Raw genomic sequence first — 18651 nt, forward strand, 5'->3', positions numbered from 1 at the left:
GATGAACAAGACGAACGACATCGAGGCCATCTACCCGCTGTCGCCGCTCCAGCACGCGATGCTGCTCAAGTCGCAGCTCGCCCCGAACAGCGGCGTCTATGTCGTGCAGCTGTCGTTCGATGTCTGCGGGCCCCTCGACGTGGACGCGTTCCGCGCGGCCTGGGACGAGGTGACGGCACGGCACGCCGTCCACCGGACCCTGTTCATGCGGATCGACCAGAGCCGTCCGCTGCAGGTCGTACGCCGACGGGCCGACCTTCCGTGGTACGAGGAGGACTGGACGTCCCTGCCCGCAGATGAGCAGCGGGCGCGGTTCGACGCCCGTATGGAGGAGGACCGCAGGCAGGATTTCGAGTTCTCCCGCGCACCGTTGATGCGCTGCCTCCTGGTGCGTCTCTCGGAGGACCGGCACCGGTTCCTCTGGACCCGCCACCACGCGATCTCCGACGGTTGGTCGATGCCGACCGTGGTGACGGAGGTCATGCGGCACTACCGGGCCCGGGTGAGCGGCGGGACGGCAGCGCTCGCTCCGGCCGTGCAGTATCGCGAGTACATAGAGTGGCTGCGCGGGCAGGATCTCGCCGAGGCGGAGAAGTACTGGCGCCGGTCGCTCGCCGGAGTGCACGGGCCGACTCCCTTGGGCGTGGACCGGCCGTCGGCCGGCCACCCCGGCCCCGGCCGTATCGCCAGGCGCGGTGTGACGCTCTCGCGCGAGGCCACGGCGGCCCTCCAGGACGGAGCCCGGCGTGAGCGGATCACGCTGAGCACGCTGGCACAGGGTGCCTGGGCGCTGCTGCTCGGCCGCTACGGAGACGAACACGACGTCCTGTTCGGGATGGTCGCCTCGGGCCGCCCTCCGTCGATCAACGGTGTGGAGTCGATGGTCGGGTGCTTCCTCAACACGCTGCCCGTGCGCGTCCGCGTCGACGACGGGGCGCCGGTGGCCGACTGGCTTCGCGGTCTCCAGGCGGCCCAGGTCGAACGTGAGGAATACGGCTACGCTCCGCTCGCCGAGATCCGGCGCTGGGCCGGTGTGCAGGGAGATGTGCCGCTGTTCGACTCGCTGGTGGTGTTCGAGAACTTCCCGATGGGGAAGGCACTCGACGCCCCCGGCGGAGGGATTCGGGTCGAGTCGGTCCGAATGTCGGAGCAGACGAGCTTCCCGCTCACCTTGACGGTCGCGCCAGGCGAGGAGATGTCCCTCAAGATCGCCTTCGACGAGGACAGGTTCGAGGCGGCCGCCGTTGAACGGATGCTGGAGCACTACCAGGTGCTCCTCGCCGAACTGGTCGCCGCGCCGCGCACGCTGGGCGAGCTGCCGGTCATGACCAGGGAGGAGCGCCGACGCCTGCTGGTCGACTGGAACCGGACGCGGACCGGGCATCACGAACAGCGCCCCGTGCACGAGCTGTTCGAGGCGCAGGCGGCGGCGTCGCCCGAGGCGACGGCGCTCATCGCCGGTGAGGAACGGCTCACCTACGCGGAGCTCGACGCACACGCGAACCGGCTCGCGCGACGCCTACGGACCGCGGGCATCACCTCCGGGGCGTTCGTGGGCGTGTGTCTCGAGCGCGGTCCCGACCTGCCCGCCGCGCTGCTGGCCGTGCTGAAGGCGGGCGCGGCGTATGTGCCGCTCGATCCGGCCTACCCGCCGTCGCGCATCGACCAGATCCTCAGCGACGCGTCCCCCGCGGTGGTGCTGGCGCAGGCGTCGACGCGCGAGGCGATGTCCCGTTCGTCGGCCCGGCTGGTGACGGTGGACGAGGAGGCGGGGCCGGACGAGGCGGCCGGGTCCGACGCCCTGGCCGACGGTGCTGCCGCGCACGAGCGGTCGGTTGCTCTCGTGATCTACACATCGGGTTCGACCGGCAGGCCGAAGGGCGTACGGATCACGCATCGCAACGTGGTGTCGCTCCTGATGTGGGCGAAAGGGGTCTTCTCCGCCGACGAGCTCGAAGGGACGCTCGCCTCGACATCGATCTGCTTCGACCTCTCCGTCTTCGAGCTCTTCCTTCCGCTCACCACCGGAGCCACCGTCGTCCTCGCGGACAACGCGCTCCTGCTTCCGTCCCTGCCGGCGCGTGACCGTGTGACGCTGGTGAACACGGTGCCCTCCGCGATGGACACGCTTCTGCGCCTCGGCGGACTGCCGGAAGGCGTACGCGTCGTCAACCTCGCGGGCGAGCCGCTGCCGCGCGATCTCGTCGACCGGCTCCACGCACGAGACGGCGTGCGGAAGGTGTACAACCTGTACGGGCCCTCCGAGGACACGGTGTACTCGACGTTCACCCTCGTTCCCGCGAACGGCGCCAAGCCGCTGATCGGGCGCCCCATCGCGAACTCGCAGTCCTATGTCCTCGACTCGGTGATGCGGCCCGTGCCGACCGGCATCGCCGGAGAGCTCTACCTCGGAGGCGACGGCGTCTCCCAGGGGTACCATCGCCGGCCGTCGCTGACCGCCGAGCGTTACGTCCCCGATCCCTTCGGGGGACGGCCCGGAGCGCGCCTCTTCCGCACCGGGGACCTGGCCCGTTGGCTCCCGCACGGAGAACTGGAGTATCTCGGCCGGAACGACCGGCAGATCAAGCTGCGCGGCTTCCGGATCGAGCTGGGCGAGATCGAGGCGGTGCTCCGGAAGCTCGCGGGTGTCCGTGATGCCGTGGCCGTCGTACGTCAGGACCAGCTGGGCACCAGGCGCCTCGTGGCGTACGTCGTCATGGAAGAGGGCCACGGCTTCGTCCGAGGAGACGCCGTGGCCGCGGTCCGGGCGACGCTCCCCGAGTACATGACCCCCGCCGCGTTCGTCGAGCTGGCGGCCGTCCCTCTCACGCCCAACGGAAAGACGGACTGGGCAGCGTTGCCCTCTCCCGAACCCGAGCAGGCGCAGCGCGCCTACCGGGAGCCCGGGACCGAGATCGAGAAGACCATCGCCGCGGTCTGGTCGGAGGTCCTCGGTGTCTCCCGCCCTGGAGCGGATGACGGGTTCTTCGACATCGGAGGGGATTCGATTCTTCTCGCCCGGGTCTTCGGCCGATTGAAGGCCGCTTACCCGAAAAAGCTGAACATGATCGATCTGTATAAATATCCAACGATCGCCTCCCTGGCCCGTCACATATCCGGGACGGAGAGCGAGCAGACTTTCGCGGGTGTCCAGAGTCGTCTTGAAAGGCGCCGGGCGGCCATGGGTGCACGGAATGGGGGTAAGCGGTGAGTGACGATCGAAGCATTGCCGTTGTCGGAATGGGTCTGCGCGCTCCCGGAGCCGGGAACACCGAGGAATTCTGGCAGAGTCTAATTCAGGGTAAGGAGTCGATCTCCCGCCTCAGCGACGACGACGTAATCGCCGCACACGGTGACCCCGCGGTTCTGTCGAATCCCGATCTCGTGCGCGCGGCGGGAATTCTCGACGGGATCGAGAAGTTCGACGCGGCGTACTTCGGATACACGCCGCGCGAGGCGGAAATCATGGATCCGCAGCAGCGGTTCCTCCTCGAAGTGGCTGTCGAGGCGCTGGAGGACGCAGGCTGCGACCCGACGAGCAGCGAAAACACGACCGGTGTCTTTCTCGGGATCGGGCGCAGCGGATATTTCCTCCACCATCTGCTGCCGCGCACCGACCTGATGACATCGTTCGCCCGTCAGATCTCGCTCTTCAACGACAAGGATTTCGCGGCCGCCCAGATCTCTCATCGCCTCAATCTGACCGGGCCGAGCATGACGATCGGCACGGCGTGCTCCACCTCACTGGTCTCGGTCCATCAGGCGTGCAAGAGCCTCATTGAGTTCGAATGCGACGTGGCGCTCGCCGGTGGGGCGACGATCAACGTCCTTCAGCACGGCGGCTACTCGTACCAGGAAGGGAACATTTTCTCTCCCGATGGTCACTGCCGTGCGTTCGACGCGGAGGCGCGTGGCACCGTCGGTGGCAGTGGCGTTGGACTCGTGGTGTTGAAGCGTTTGTCGGATGCGGTGCGTGATGGGGATGCGATTCGTGCGGTGATTCGTGGGTCCGCTGTCAATAATGATGGTGCGGACAAGGTGGGTTTTACTGCGCCGAGTGTGGCGGGGCAGGCGAGTGTTGTTTTTGAGGCGCAGCAGGTTGCGGGGGTGGATGCTGAGTCGATTGGTTATGTGGAGGCGCATGGGACGGGGACGCGGTTGGGTGATCCTATTGAGGTGTCGGCGTTGACGGAGGCGTTTCGTATGTCGACGTCGAGGCGTGGTTTCTGTGCGCTGGGTTCTGTGAAGACGAATGTGGGGCATTTGGATACTGCGGCGGGTGTTGCGGGGTTCATCAAGGCGGTGCTTGCTGTGGAGCGGGGGGTGATTCCGCCGAGTTTGCATTTTCGGCGGCCGAATCCGGAGATTGATTTTGATTCGAGTCCGTTTTTTGTGAATGCGGAGTTGCGGGAGTGGTCGGGGTCGTCGCCTCGGCGGGCTGGTGTGAGTTCTTTTGGTATGGGGGGCACGAATGCTCATGTGATTGTGGAGCAGCCTCCCGAGGTTGAGCCGGATGCTGGTTCCGTGGCTGATTGGGGTGTGTTGGTCACTTCGGGCAAGTCGGTGGATGTGGTGTCTCGTCAGCGTGCGCGGTTGGGGGGATATCTGACGGAGTATGCCGGGCGTGGGCTGTCTGATGTGGCGTTCACGTTGCAGACGGGGCGGGAGCATCATGAGTTTCGGGCCGCGGTGGTGGCTCGTGATGGTGAGGCTGCCGGGCGGGCGTTGGCCGGTGGTGCGGGGTTGGTGTCGGGGCGGGCGTCGGCGGATGCGCGGGTGGCGTTCTTGTTCGCGGGCCAGGGTTCGCAGTTCATGGGAATGGGGCGTGAGCTGTTCGAGGGGGAGCGGGTGTTTCGTGAGGTGTTCGAGGAGTGTGCGGGGGTGGTGGGTGCGGAGTTGGGTGAGGATCTCGGCGGGTTGTTGTTCGGGGATTCGGGGGAGTTGGCGGTTTCGCGTTTGGGCGGGACGAGGTTGCAGCAGCCGGCGTTGTTCGCGGTGCAGTATGCGATGGCTGAGCAGTGGCGGGCGTGGGGTGTTGAGCCGTGTGTGATGTTGGGTCACAGTCTGGGTGAGTATGTGGCGGCGACGGTGGCGGGGGTGTGGTCGCTGGGGGATGCTGTGCGGCTTGTCTGTGCACGGGGTGATCTGATGCAGCGACAGTCGCCGGGCGCCATGCTGGCCGTGTCGTTGAACGAGCAGGACGCAGGGGAGCTGGCAGCGGCGGCCGGATGTGCTGTCGCCGCCGTCAATGCGCCGGCGCAGTCGGTGTTGTCCGGGCCGGTGGAGGCTGTTGAGCGGGCTGAGCGCGTGGTGGCTGAGCGGCAGGTCCGGCATCGTCGGCTGGCGACTTCGCACGCGTTTCATTCGCCGATGATGGAGCCGATGCTCGAGGAGTTCGAGCGTCTCGTTTCGGGGGTGGAGGCGCGGGCGCCGAAGGTTCCCTTCGTCTCCAACGTGACCGGTGACTGGATTACTCCGGAACAGGCGACCAGTCCGTCCTACTGGGCCGCACACGTCCGCAGCACCGTACGGTTCTCCGCGGGGGTGGACCGGCTCCTGAGCGACGACCCCGGAGCGCTGCTGCTCGAGGTCGGTCCCGGAACGGTGGCGAACACAATGGTGGCTGACCACCAGCAGGCACGGGACCGCGTCCTGATCACCTCCCTGCGTCATGCGCGGGACACGCGTGGTGATGTGCAGGTGACGCGTGAGGCGTTGGCGGAGCTGTGGGTGAACGGTGTGCCCGTGAACTGGCCCGCGCTGCACGAACACCGTTCCCCACGCCGCGTCCCCCTGCCCACCTACCCCTTCGAGACCAAGCGCCACTGGATCGAGCAGAAGACCGCCGACGCGGCGACGCATGCGGCCCGCCTCTTCCAGCCCGTCTTCCGGCGCGCTCCGCTGCCCGCGGCAGATCCCGGAATACAGGACGAGCGCTGGCTCGTCTTCGCGGACCGGCTCGGCATCTCGGACCGCTGGACCGCGCGCCTTCGCGGACTCGGCGAGCGGGTGGTCACGGTGGAGGCCGGGACGTCGTACGAGCGCCCGGGCGAGGACGCGTACCGCGTGCGCCCGCAGACACCTGAGGACTTCGACCGGCTCGTCCGCGAAGTCCAGGAGGCCCACGGGCAAGGCGGAACGTGGAACGTCCTCTACCTGTGGGCGGTCGACACGGAGGCCGACGTCGACCGGGCGCGTGTCCTCGCCCTCGACGCACCGGTGCACTTCGCCCGCGCGCTCGGACTGCACCGCGCCGCCGCGCCGACCAGGCTGGCCGTGGTCACCCAAGGACTCGCCCAGGTGGAGGGCGGCGAGACCGCCCCGCCCACGCGCGCCCTGGTCCTCGGGCCGGTCAAGACACTGCCTCTCGAGTACCCGGCACTGGCCGCGTCCGCGATCGACATCGAGGATGCCGGGGCGGAGCTGGACCCGCTCATCTCCGAGATACGCGCCTCCCTGCCCCGGCCGTTCGTCGCCTACCGTGGCACCACCCGCTTCGCCGAAGACGTCGAAGCCATGACGACGGCCGACGCGAGCAGTGGCTCCTTGAGCCTTCGACCGCAGGGCGTCTACTTGATCACGGGCGGCCTCGGTGGCCTCGGCCGGGCGATCGCGGCATGGATGGCGCGCACGTACCAAGCGCGTCTGGTGCTCCTCGGCCGGACCCCCCTGCCGCCGCGTGAGCGATGGACGGTGCTCGAGAGCGATCCCGGGACCGACGCGGAGACACGAAGCCGCATCGCCGCGGTCCGCGAGCTGGAGTCGCACGGCGCGCAGGTGCACGTCGACGCGTGCGACGTGACCGACCGTGTCGCTCTCGCCGAGGCCGTCGACCGGGCGGAGCTCCGGTTCGGCCCCGTCGAAGGGGTCGTCCACGCCGCAGGGCTGGCCGGAGGCGGGCTCGCGCAGTTCCGATCGGTCGAGGCGATGCGCGAGGTGCTGGCCCCCAAGGTCGACGGCACGCTCGCCCTTGCCTCGGTTCTCGGCGACCGACAACTGGACTTCTTCGCCGTCTTCTCGTCGACCGGCGCGCTTCTGGGCAGCCTCGGCCAGGTCGACTACTGCGCCGCGAACGCCTTCCTCGACGCGTGGGCCGAGTCCTCCGACGCGCCCGCGCATGCCGTCGCCATCGCCTGGGACGCCTGGCGCAATGTCGGCATGGCGGCGAAGCGGCTCCCCGCCGCTGAGGCCGAGGCGCACACCGACCACGAGTCGTCGGGCCTCTCCGCGTCGGACGCGCTGTCCGTCTTCGAACGCGCGCTTTTCGGAGGGCGGCCACGCGTCATCGTCTCCACCAAGAACCTGCCCGATCGGCTCGACCGCAGAACGAAGCGTCACCAGGACCAGCCGGAATCCTCCTCCGGCCCCGCGGAACGATCGCGCGCGGAGATCGAGAGCGTGCTGACCGCAATTTGGAAGGACCTCTTCGGACGCGCACACATCGAACGGGATGCCAACTTCTTCGAGCTCGGCGGAGACTCCCTCCTCATCATCGAAGCGGGACGGCAGATCAAGCAGCGCCTTGAGGTCTCGCTGGCCGTGGCCGACCTGTTCAAATTCCCCACCATCGCCCGACTCGCGGAGCACCTCGCTCCGGCTTCGTCGGCGCAGGACAGCGAGGCGCCGCCGACGACGGTCCGCCCTGCGGCGGAGAGCTACGACATCGCCGTCATCGGTATGGCAGCTCGCTTCCCCGGCGCCAAGAACGTCGATGAATTCTGGGAGAACCTCGTCGCCGGAGTGGAGTCGCTGGTACCTACCGACGAGCCGGCCAAGGAGGGAGCGGACGGCCAAGGGCAGTACGTCCCGATGGCCGGAACCGCCGACGGAGTCGACCAGTTCGACCCCACGCTGTTCGGGTACACGGCGCGCGAGGCGGAGATCATGGATCCGCAGCAGCGACTGCTGCTCATGTGCGCGTACGAGGCGCTGGAGGACGCCGGACACGCTCCGCGCGGCCAGTCCGGCAAGGTCGCGGTCTACGCCGGAGTGGCGATGAGCAGCTACCTCCTCAACAACCTCATTCCGCGGCGCGACTCATCGAATATCGATCCGATGGCCGTGAGTCTCGGAAACGACAAGGATTTCGCAGCAACCCAGATCTCCTATCGCCTTAACTTTAACGGCCCGAGCGTGAGCGTCGGCACGGCGTGTTCCACTTCACTCGTGGCGATCGCGCACGCCTGCCGCAGCCTCATCTCCGGCGAGAGCGACATGGCACTCGCCGGAGGAGCGAAGGTCCGCGTTCCGGAGCACAGCGGCTACTGGTTCCACGACGGAGGAATCCTTTCCCCCGATGGTCACTGCCGGGCGTTCGACGCCGACGGGCAAGGAACCGTCTTCTCCAGCGGAGCGGGTGTCGTGGTGTTGAAGCGTTTGTCGGATGCGGTGCGTGATGGGGATGCGATTCGTGCGGTGATTCGTGGGTCCGCTGTCAATAATGATGGTGCGGACAAGGTGGGTTTTACCGCGCCGAGTGTGGCGGGGCAGGCGAGTGTTGTTTTTGAGGCGCAGCAGGTTGCGGGGGTGGATGCTGAGTCGATTGGTTATGTGGAGGCGCATGGGACGGGGACGCGGTTGGGTGATCCTATTGAGGTGTCGGCGTTGACGGAGGCGTTTCGTATGTCGACGTCGAGGCGTGGTTTCTGTGCGCTGGGTTCTGTGAAGACGAATGTGGGGCATTTGGATACTGCGGCGGGTGTTGCGGGGTTCATCAAGGCGGTGCTTGCTGTGGAGCGGGGGGTGATTCCGCCGAGTTTGCATTTTCGGCGGCCGAATCCGGAGATTGATTTTGATTCGAGTCCGTTTTTTGTGAATGCGGAGTTGCGGGAGTGGTCGGGGTCGTCGCCTCGGCGGGCTGGTGTGAGTTCTTTTGGTATGGGGGGCACGAATGCTCATGTGATTGTGGAGCAGCCTCCCGAGGTTGAGCCGGATGCTGGTTCCGTGGCTGATTGGGGTGTGTTGGTCACTTCGGGCAAGTCGGTGGATGTGGTGTCTCGTCAGCGTGCGCGGTTGGGGGGATATCTGACGGAGTATGCCGGGCGTGGGCTGTCTGATGTGGCGTTCACGTTGCAGACGGGGCGGGAGCATCATGAGTTTCGGGCCGCGGTGGTGGCTCGTGATGGTGAGGCTGCCGGGCGGGCGTTGGCCGGTGGTGCGGGGTTGGTGTCGGGGCGGGCGTCGGCGGATGCGCGGGTGGCGTTCTTGTTCGCGGGCCAGGGTTCGCAGTTCATGGGAATGGGGCGTGAGCTGTTCGAGGGGGAGCGGGTGTTTCGTGAGGTGTTCGAGGAGTGTGCGGGGGTGGTGGGTGCGGAGTTGGGTGAGGATCTCGGCGGGTTGTTGTTCGGGGATTCGGGGGAGTTGACGGTTTCGCGTTTGGGCGGGACGAGGTTGCAGCAGCCGGCGTTGTTCGCGGTGCAGTATGCGATGGCTGAGCAGTGGCGGGCGTGGGGTGTTGAGCCGTGTGTGATGTTGGGTCACAGTCTGGGTGAGTATGTGGCGGCGACGGTGGCGGGGGTGTGGTCGCTGGGGGATGCTGTGCGGCTTGTCTGTGCACGGGGTGACCTGATGCAGCGACAGTCGCCGGGCGCCATGCTGGCCGTGTCGTTGAACGAGCAGGACGCAGGGGAGCTGGCAGCGGCGGCCGGATGTGCTGTCGCCGCCGTCAATGCGCCGGCGCAGTCGGTGTTGTCCGGGCCGGTGGAGGCTGTTGAGCGGGCTGAGCGCGTGGTGGCTGAGCGGCAGGTCCGGCATCGTCGGCTGGCGACTTCGCACGCGTTTCATTCGCCGATGATGGAGCCGATGCTCAAGGAGTTCGAGCGTCTCGTTTCGGGGGTGGAGGCGCGGGCGCCGAAGGTTCCCTTCGTCTCCAACGTGACCGGTGACTGGATTACTCCGGAACAGGCGACCAGTCCGTCCTACTGGGCCGCACACGTCCGCAGCACCGTACGGTTCTCCACCGGCGCGAAGCTTCTTCTGCGGGACGAACCCGATGCCCTGCTCGTCGAGGCGGGCCCGGGTACCACCGCGAGCGCATTGCTGGCGGACCATGAGCAGGCCCGGGGAAGGGTGATGCTGTCGTCGATGGGGCATGCGCGGGACACGCGTGGCGATGTGCAGGTGACGCGTGAGGCGTTGGCGGAGCTATGGGTGAACGGTGTGCCCGTGAACTGGCCCGCGCTGCACGAACACCGTTCCCCACGCCGCGTCCCCCTGCCCACCTACCCCTTCGAGACCAAGCGCTACTGGGTCGAGGGGAAGGGCGCCGGCCCGGCTGCGGGCGGGGCCCGGCTCTTCCGACCTGCCTTCCGGCGTCTTCCGTTGGCACCGGCGGATACGGGAACGCCTGGTGTGCGGGATGAGTGTTGGCTCGTCTTCGCCGATCGGCTCGGCATCGCGGACCGTTGGGTCGAACGCCTTCGCGGACTCGGCGAGCGGGTGGTCACGGTGGAGGCCGGGACGTCGTACGAGCGCCCGGGCGAGGACACGTACCGCGTGCGCCCGCAGACACCTGAGGACTTCGACCGGCTCGTCCGCGAAGTCCAGGAGGCCCACGGGCAGGGCGGAACGTGGAACGTCCTCTACCTGTGGGTGGCCGACCCCGACATCGACGTCGATCGGGCCGGTGTGGTGGCGCTGGAGGCTCCGGTGCACTTCGCCCGTGCGCTCGGACTGCAGCGGGGAACCGCGCCGACCAGGCTGGCCGTGGTCACCCAAGGGCTCGCCCCGGTTGAGGGCACGGAAACGCCTTCTCCGGCACGTGCGTTGGCCCTCGGGCCCGTGAAGACCCTGCCGCTGGAGTATCCGGCGCTCGCCGCTTCGGTGATCGACATCGAGGACGCCGTAGCGGAGTTCGAGCAGGTCGTGGCGGAGCTGTGGGCTTCCTTGCCACGATCGTTCGTCGCCTGCCGCGGTGCTACGCGCTTCGTCGAGGATGTGGAGACTCTGGCGGCGGACGGCACGGATGCGGGCGGTGGGTCCCGAGGCCTGCGGCCGGGGGGCGTGTACGTGATCACAGGCGGGCTGGGGGGCGTCGGACGGGCGGTCGCGGCCTGGATGGCGCGCACGTACCAAGCGCGTCTGGTGCTCGTGGGGCGGACGCCGTTGCCGGAGCGGGAGGACTGGGCGGCGCTGGAGAGCGAACCAGGGACCGACGCGGAAACGCGAGAGCGTATGGGCGCGGTGCGTGAGCTGGAGTCGTTGGGCGCACAGGTGCTCGTCGAGGCGTGTGACGTGGCCGACCGCGCGGCTCTGGCCGAGGCGGTGGCCCGGGCGGAGCTGCGGTTCGGTCCGATTCAGGGGGTTGTCCACGCAGCCGGCCTGGCCGGCGGCGGGCTCGCGCAGTTCCGGGACGCCGAAGCGATGCGCGAGGTGCTCGCCCCCAAGGTCGACGGCACGCTGGCTCTGGCGTCGGTCTTCGGCGGCCGACAGCTCGATTTCTTCGCGGTGTTCTCCTCGACGGCCGCCCTCCTGGGCAACCTGGGCCAGGTCGACTACTGCGCGGCGAACGCGTTTCTCGACGCGTGGGCCGATTCGCCCGATGCGCCGGGGCACGTTGTGTCGGTCGCGTGGGATGTCTGGCGTGATGTCGGTATGGCCGCGGCGGAGCGGCTGCCGAGCGTCCTGCGTGAGGCACATGCCGGACATGCGCAGTCGGGCGTCTCGGCGGCGGAGGCGCTTTCCGTGCTTGAGCGTGCCCTGTTCGCGGGTGAACGACGCGTGGTCGTCTCCACCGAGAACCTGCCTGACCGGCTCGAACGCGGAGCGCGACGCCATCAGCGTCAGACCGAGGAGGTACCCGGCGACGGCGGGAAGCGGTCCCAGGCGGAGACTGAGAGCGTGCTGACCGCCATCTGGAAGGACCTCTTCGGACGCGCGCACATCGAACGGGACGCCAACTTCTTCGAGCTCGGCGGAGACTCACTCCTCTTCGTCGAGGCGGGAGGGAAGATCAGGAAGCAACTCCAGGTCTCGCTGACCGTCGCCGATCTCTTCAAGTTCCCGACCATCGCCCTCCTCACCGAACACCTCGCACCGGCCTCGTCGACTCAGGAAGCCGCGGCTTCCCCCACGACGAACCGTCATACGGCAGACATCCAGGAGCAGGAGACAGCGCTCATTCCCCTCAAGGCCGGCGATGAACACGGCACGCCGCTGTTCCTCGTCCACCCCGCAGGAGGGAGCGTCTTCTCCTATCGGGAACTGACCGACCTTCTCCCCGTCGACGCGACCGTCTACGGCTTCCAGGCGCGAGGAATCGAGAGTGACGCCGAGCCGAGGAGGAGCGTCGAGGAGATGGCGTCCTGCTATCTGGAAGAACTCCGCGCGGCTCATCCGAGAGGCCCCTACGCCCTGGGTGGAGCCTCCTTCGGAGGGCTCGTCGCCCTGGAGATGGCCCAGAGGCTGCGAGCTGACGGCGAGACGGTCGAGCTGCTGGTCGTCTTCGACTCGCCGGGCCCGGGGCAGGTCCCGCCTGATCTCGGTGATGTGAACATCACCGAGATCAGCTCGATAGCTCCGGACCCCGCCTTCGCCCGACAGCTGGCCGAGGTCTACCGGGCCAATATGGAGGCGCTCCGCTCCTATCGGCCGCGCCCCTATCCCGGGCCGGTTCTCTACTTCCTCGCAGAGGAACGCCGTGAGGGCATCGATCCGCTGCGTCCGGATCTGGCGTGGGAACCGCTCGCTCCGGGCGGGCTCACCGTGCACCGCGTGCCGGGCGACCACGTGACCATGCTGGCGGCCCAGAACGTGCCGGCGATCTCCCGAGTCGTATCCGCTCACCTGGAATCGGCGGACGCGAAGAAGCGGTAGGCCCGCTGCCGTCACCGAATCCAGGTCTGAATGAAGAGATGTCCTGTGCAATTGCCCAAAGAGGCACAAGAGGGGCAGCAGGCATACACCCGATGGGGCCTGACCGACAACCTCGCTCCGCTCCTTACGCAGGACGGGGTCCCTTTCGGGCCGACGGTCGTGCAGGACAGCAGACACAACGCCATCGCGAGGTGGCTGCTCAAGGCCTACAACGAACGCGAATACTTTCACAATTCCGCTGATACGGCGTCCGGGCTGGAACGCGCTCTGCGGGACCGGCTCGACGACGTCGACGTACGTCGCGTCGGATCAGTGGCACTTTTCTGCGTGCGCAAGCCGGTGACGGCGGCGCGCTCGACGAACGGAGAGTAAGAGATGAGTGGCAAGGCCGACCTGACGTGCGACGTTCTGATCATTGGCGCCGGGCTCGCCGGAGGTACGCTGGCGCGGCAGCTGCGGCTGGAGCAACCCGATCTGGACATCGTGGTGATCGACAAGGAGACGGAATTCCCGCCCGGTCTTGACGAGTCTTCGGGCGAGGAGTTCACGAACTACGCCAACCGCGTCCTCCAACTGGGCCCGTATCTGCGCAAGCACCACTACGTCAGTTCCGGGATGCGTTTCTTCTTCGATTCGCCCGACAGGGATCTGACGCTGGAGCGGATGTCCGAGATCGGCGGAAGGCGGCCCCATCCGATTCCCACCTACTTGCTCGACCGGCCCACCGTGGAGCGCGACCTGTGCGAGATGAACCGCGAAAGCGGTGTCAGGGTTCTGCTGGGAACCTCCGTACTGAACTGCGGACCAGGTGAGTCGCCGGCCGAAGCGATCACGCTCGACGGCAGGAACGGGCATCTCGTGCGCACGACTGCGGGGACCATCGCCTGCACATGGCTGGTGGACGCCGCAGGTGAGGCCTCTCCCCTCACCCGCCTCCTCGACCTGGTGCCGGAGGAGGACCGCAATCCGATCGCCGCGTCGTGGGGCCGGTTCGACGGATGTCTGTCCCTCGACGCCCTCGGCGACGACGCCTGGCGCCATCGCGTGCCTCACTGGGGCAGGTCGTCATCGATGACGTACTTCATGTACCGCGGTTACTGGATCTGGCTGATGCCGCTGTCCGCGTCGCAATACAGCATCGGCGTCGTCTTCGACCGGCGGCACACAGAGCCCTCTGTCGGTTCCGGGGACGAGCTGGCGGCATTTCTCGGCGAGCACCGTGCGCTGCGCGACATCCTCGGACCCGACGCGAAGCTTCGCAGCTTCGGGACGCGTGAACGGCTCGCGCGTCTGGCCAGCCAGCAGTTCTCGGAGGCCCGCTGGTTCCTGACGGGTAACGCCGCCACCGTGCTCGACCCCATGTTCGCCACGTCGTCCTGGCTCTTCACCGAGAACAACAAGCTCATAGGCGAGTTCATCGCATCGGACCGCGAAGGGAAGACGGCGGAACTCCCCTCCCTCGTGCACCACTTCGACATCCGGGTCCGCAGCCGCTACGAGAAGCTGCTCAACACGGATGGTCACTACATCGCGCGCGGCTCCTTCGACGCGTGGGCGGCCTGGCTCGCCCTGCGCACCCGGGTCTACTACAACCGCATCGTGCCGGACGCGCTGGAGGACCATCGGATCCTGCTCGAGTTCGCCCGCACCCACGGCACGGACTGCCCCTGTGATGCCACGGTGATGGGAGGAAAGCTCGCCAGGCTGCTCAGTTCGGCCGACCGGCTCACCGAAGAGTTCGTCGAGATGATCGACTGCGACGAGCGCTTTTACGCGAAGAACGAGGGCGAGTTCCTCGACTCGGCCGCCTTCGATCAGGACGAGACGCTGATGTCGAAGGTCTACGAGGCGAGGGACTGGACGCTGGAGGTCCCGGCTGACGAGCGGACCTACGAGATCTTCTGCCGGACTCTCGTCCAGCGGCTGGTCGAGCTTTCCGGCGGTGTGTGGGACGAAGAGCGGTTCACGGCCGTGTTCGACCCGGACTGGGATAGTCGCCAGTCGCTGGCGGAGATGTACGAGGGCGCCGCCGAGCGTGCGTCCACCTCGGCCGTGAGCCCGGCCTGACATGTGTTCTTCCCCTAGCAGAGGAGTCGCTGTGCCGGAGCGTCGGCAAGCCCTTGGCACCGTGGTCCGCGCTCCCGATGCCACGGACATCGATGACGTCGTGGAGCTGCTGACGGCTGCGAGTGCGTACGACAACCGCCCTCAGCTGCGCAGGATGCTGGCGGCCGGCGCCGAGGACGACGCCAGTCGTGTATGGGTGGCCGAGCAGGAGGGAGTCGTCGTCGGAGCGGCGGCGCTCACCGAGATGCCCAGCCTGCCCGGCTCGGTCTCCGCTCGGATCGTGGTGAGGGAGTCCGAGCGGGGCCAAGGCCTCGGGACCGCCCTGGCCGATGAGGTCGTGGCCGCGGTGGACGCCCGTACCGGCTCGGGCGCGGTCACGTGCGCACTGCGGGACGACCTGCCTCGGGGGCGGCTGTTCGCCGAGCGGTACGGCCTCGCGGTGACCAACCACAATGTCGGCTGGAGCATCGACCTGTGCCAGAGCGAGGAAGACCTTCAGAAGCACCTCGTGGGCCACACCGACCGGGCCGCGGTGCGGTTGCGGCGGGCCGATGTGGGTACGGAGTCCGCCCTGGTCATGGCCGTCGCGAGCAGGTGCGTCATCGGCTTCCCCGTTCCGTTCGGCACCGGCCGGAACGTCGACATGCGCTCCGCCCTCAACGCCGTCCCCCGGGACGCGACCGTGTTTCTGGCCGAGTCGGACGAGGAGGCGGGCGGGCTTCCCCGCGGCTTGGCCGTGATGGCTCCGGGGGCCGGGGGGACGGTCTGGCACACGGTCTTCACGGGGGTGGACCCCGACCACCGTCGGCGTGGGGTGGGCAGAGCATTCAAAGCGGCTGTGCTGATGGAGGCGAGACGAGCCGGTGCTCAGGTGGTGACAGCGCTCAGCGATGAGGCCAACGAGCCCATCACGCGTCTGAACCGTGCCATCGGCATGGAACGGACTGTCGGGTACTGGAGCCTGGCACGTGCCCTGAACGCCGACGCGGGTACAGGCTGATCCACCGGAAGGCCGGCCCCCGAGCAGGGCCGTCCGAGGGCCGGGGGCCCACCGCCAAGTGGCGGTGGGCCCCCGGCCCTCGGGGCCTTACGGCAGCTCCACCTCGACCGCCAGTTCGGTGCTGTCGTGCGGGCGCAAAACGATCTCGGCCACGTTGCCCGCCGCCTTGACGTCCGCACTCACCGAACCGATCGCGTCCAGGAGGTCGGCGGGAGCCCGGACCACGACCCGGGCGACCTCCGCGCGCATCGACAGTTTGGCGGTGGACTTTGCCTTACGGATGACGGCGATCATCGATGAGGCGGCCTGGGCCAGCGCCGGCCGGCCCTGCTCGGCACCCGTACCGAGTTCGTCAGCCGTCGGCCACGCGGCCAGATGCACCGTGGACGGGTGGGTCCATGACCACGTCTCCTCCGTGGTGTACGGGAGCACGGGCGCGAACAAACGAGTGACGATGTCGAGAGTGCGTCGCAACGTGACACGCGCCGACTCGGCACCCGCCTCACCGCCGTGACCGTAGGCGCGTTCCTTGACCAGTTCGACGTAGTTGTCACAGAAGAACCAGAAGAACCGCTCGATCTCGTCCAGCGCGGAGGTGTAGTCGAAGCCCTCCAGCGCCTTCGTCGCGTTCCTGACGGTGTTCGCCAGCTTCGCCAGCAGAGCGGTGTCGAGCGGCTCCGTCGTCAGCGCCTCGTCGCTGGGGGCGGGAAGGGAGAGCACGAACTTGCTCGCGTTGAGAAGCTTCACGGCGAGCCGACGGCCGATCTTCATCTGCTGCGGGTCGAAGGCGGTGTCCGTGCCGGGGCGACCGCTCGCCGCCCAGTAGCGGACCGCGTCGGCTCCGTACTCGTCCAGCAGGTGGCCGGGTGTCACGACGTTCCCCTGCGACTTGGACATCTTCTTGCGATCCGGGTCGAGGATCCACCCGGAGAGAGCGGCGTGCTTCCAGGGGGTGGTTCCGGTCTCCAGACGGGAGCGGACCACGGTCGTGAAGAGCCAGGTGCGGATGATGTCGTGCCCCTGGGGGCGCAGGTCCATCGGGAAGACCTGTCGGAAGAGTTCCGGGTCGGAGAGCCAGCCACCGGCGAGCTGAGGGCTGAGCGAGGAGGTGGCCCAGGTGTCCATGATGTCCGGCTCGCCGATGAAGCCGTTCGGTTCGCCGCGCATGTCCTCGGTGTAGCCGACCGGGCAGGCGGTGGACGGATCGACGGGAAGCCCCGATTCGTCGGGGAGGAGCGGGGTGTCGTAAGCCGGTCGGCCCTCGGCGTCCAGGACGTACCAAAGAGGAAAGGGAACTCCGAAGAAGCGTTGCCTGCTGATCAGCCAGTCGGCGTTGAGGCCGTGCACCCAGTCGTCGTAACGCGACTGCATGTGCGGCGGATGCCACTGGATCTCGTTCCCGGAGGCGAGGAGTTCCTCGCGGTGGTCGACGGTCTTGATGAACCACTGCCGGCTGCTGACGATCTCCAGGGGCTTGTCGCCCTTTTCGAAGAACTTGACCGCCCGGCTCGTCGGCCGCGGTTCGCCGATCAGACTGGCGTCGTCGCGCAGCTTCTCCACGACGATCTGCCGGGCGGTGTGCACCGTCTTCCCCGCGATGTCGTCGTAGACGCGTTGGGCGCGCTCGGCATCGACGCTCGGCAGCTGCTGGAAATCCATCGGTAGCAGTCGGCCGTTGCGGCCGATGACCGTGCGGACCGGCAGCCGGAGCTCCCGCCACCACATCACGTCGGTCATGTCGCCGAACGTGCAGATCATGGCGATGCCGCTGCCCTTCTCAGGGTCGGCGGCGCTGTGCGCCACGACCGGCACCCGAACACCGAACAGCGGCGAGACGACCTCCTCGCCGATAAGGGCCCGGTACCGCTCGTCGTCCGGGTGCGCCACAAGGGCGACACAGGCGGGGAGGAGCTCCGGCCGGGTGGTCTCGATGCAGACGGACTCGGACCCGTGCGTGAACGCCACTTTGTGGTAGGCCCCCGAGACCTCCTTCTCGACCACTTCGGCGTTGGCCACCGCGGTCTGGAAGGTGACGTCCCACATGGTGGGCGCCTCGGACTGGTACGCCTCGCCGGAGCGCGCGAGTCGCAGGAATGCGGCCTGGGCGACTCGTTGGGCTTCCTTCCCGATCGTCGTGTAGGTCATCGACCAGTCCACCGACAGCCCGAGCTTGCGCCAGAGCTCTTCGAAGACCAATTCGTCCTCTGCGGTGAGCTGCTCGCACAATTCGACGAAATTCTGCCGCGCGATACTGACAGCCGGCGCCTTCTTGTCCTTGCCCGAGCGCTGGGAGAGGGGAGTCGGCGCCACGAAATCCGGGTCGTACGGCAGTGTCGGGTCGCACCGGACACCGTAGTAATTCTGCACCCGGCGCTCGGTCGGCAGGCCGTTGTCGTCCCACCCCATGGGGTAGAAGACGCTCTTGCCGCGCATCCGTTGGAAACGGGCGATGATATCGGTATGGGTATAGCTGAAGACGTGCCCGACGTGGAGGGAGCCGCTGACCGTGGGGGGCGGAGTGTCGATGGAGAATACCGCGTCACGATCCCCCGGCCGGTCGAAGCGATGTACTGCGGCTTCACCCCAGAAAGCCGACCACTTCGCTTCCAGTCCCTCCAAAGAGGGCTTCTCTGGCAGAGGGGACCCGTAGCGCGTCACGCGACACACCTTCCTTAGTAATCCTGCGATCAGGCCGGGCTCATGATCGGCACGTCGTGCGAAGCCCGGGTCCATGGCCCAACCCCTCCGCTCAGTCTAACGACTTGGCACAG

General features: G+C 67.6%; 6 protein-coding genes. 5 read left to right on the forward strand and 1 reads right to left on the reverse strand.

The window, feature by feature from the left end:
* Position 1 precedes the first annotated feature (1 nt).
* The 5 genes from OG710_RS24305 to OG710_RS24325 are packed head-to-tail and all read left to right on the forward strand — an operon-like array spanning position 2 to position 15880.
* Positions 2 to 3211, forward strand: a complete 3210-nt coding sequence (locus tag OG710_RS24305; RefSeq protein ID WP_330241196.1) for an amino acid adenylation domain-containing protein — start codon at positions 2 to 4, stop codon at positions 3209 to 3211.
* On the forward strand, positions 3208 to 12813 hold the full coding sequence (locus OG710_RS24310; protein WP_330241197.1) for a beta-ketoacyl synthase N-terminal-like domain-containing protein: 9606 nt from the start codon (positions 3208 to 3210) through the stop codon (positions 12811 to 12813). The genes OG710_RS24305 and OG710_RS24310 overlap by 4 nt, the downstream gene beginning before the upstream one ends.
* A gap of 45 nt (positions 12814 to 12858) precedes the next feature.
* Positions 12859 to 13185, forward strand: coding sequence for a hypothetical protein (locus tag OG710_RS24315; protein WP_330241198.1), 327 nt, complete (start codon positions 12859 to 12861; stop codon positions 13183 to 13185).
* Positions 13186 to 13188: 3 nt separating this feature from the next.
* Entirely contained in the window at positions 13189 to 14880 is a 1692-nt protein-coding gene (locus tag OG710_RS24320) for an FAD-dependent oxidoreductase (RefSeq protein WP_330241199.1), read from the forward strand.
* A gap of 31 nt (positions 14881 to 14911) precedes the next feature.
* A complete protein-coding gene (locus tag OG710_RS24325) occupies positions 14912 to 15880 on the forward strand; it encodes a GNAT family N-acetyltransferase (RefSeq protein WP_330241200.1) in 969 nt (322 codons plus the stop codon).
* An 87-nt stretch (positions 15881 to 15967) separates the two neighbouring features.
* Here the strand turns inward: OG710_RS24325 and valS are convergent, their stop codons facing one another.
* Complete coding sequence (valS, locus tag OG710_RS24330; protein ID WP_330241201.1) at positions 15968 to 18613, reverse strand: valine--tRNA ligase; 2646 nt, start codon at positions 18611 to 18613, stop codon at positions 15968 to 15970.
* Between the last annotated feature and the right edge of the window lie 38 nt (positions 18614 to 18651).

The organism is Streptomyces sp. NBC_00525, from assembly GCF_036346595.1.
Lineage (GTDB): Bacteria > Actinomycetota > Actinomycetes > Streptomycetales > Streptomycetaceae > Streptomyces.

Bases quoted from the DNA above. Each gene is read 5' to 3' on its own strand.
- OG710_RS24305 (WP_330241196.1), top strand. From the start codon at position 2: ATGAACAAGACGAACGACATCGAGGCCATCTACCCGCTGTCGCCGCTC.
- valS (WP_330241201.1), bottom strand. From the start codon at position 18,613: ATGGACCCGGGCTTCGCACGACGTGCCGATCATGAGCCCGGCCTGATC.
- OG710_RS24320 (WP_330241199.1), top strand. From the start codon at position 13,189: ATGAGTGGCAAGGCCGACCTGACGTGCGACGTTCTGATCATTGGCGCC.